Here is a 255-nt window from a genome sequence, read left to right on the forward strand (position 1 = left end):
CCAAATACAGTGTAAGCAAGGTCACCTATTTGCTTTAAAAGTCTCTCTGGATTACCTACCGCGAAAAATACGAATCCGGCGGCAATTACAAATCCGATCAATTTACTAATGTCCTGTCTAAATAGGTAAAAGACACCGAAACAAACCAAAACAATTGCAACAGCATTTCCGCCTTCAGTTTGTACCCAATCCGCTAAATTACCGAGAGACGGAAGGCTAGCAGCTAAAACAGGATTTGCAAAAAAATTCATCATA

Annotated in this window: 1 protein-coding gene; it reads right to left on the reverse strand. The window is 39.6% G+C overall.

Going from position 1 to position 255, the window contains the following annotated elements:
- Positions 1–255, reverse strand: a 255-nt coding sequence (locus ACFVFS_RS40780) for a TcpD family membrane protein (RefSeq protein ID WP_380630177.1), incomplete at both ends; no start/stop codon positions are given.

Source organism: Kitasatospora sp. NPDC057692 (genome assembly GCF_042799475.1).
GTDB lineage: Bacteria > Actinomycetota > Actinomycetes > Streptomycetales > Streptomycetaceae > Kitasatospora.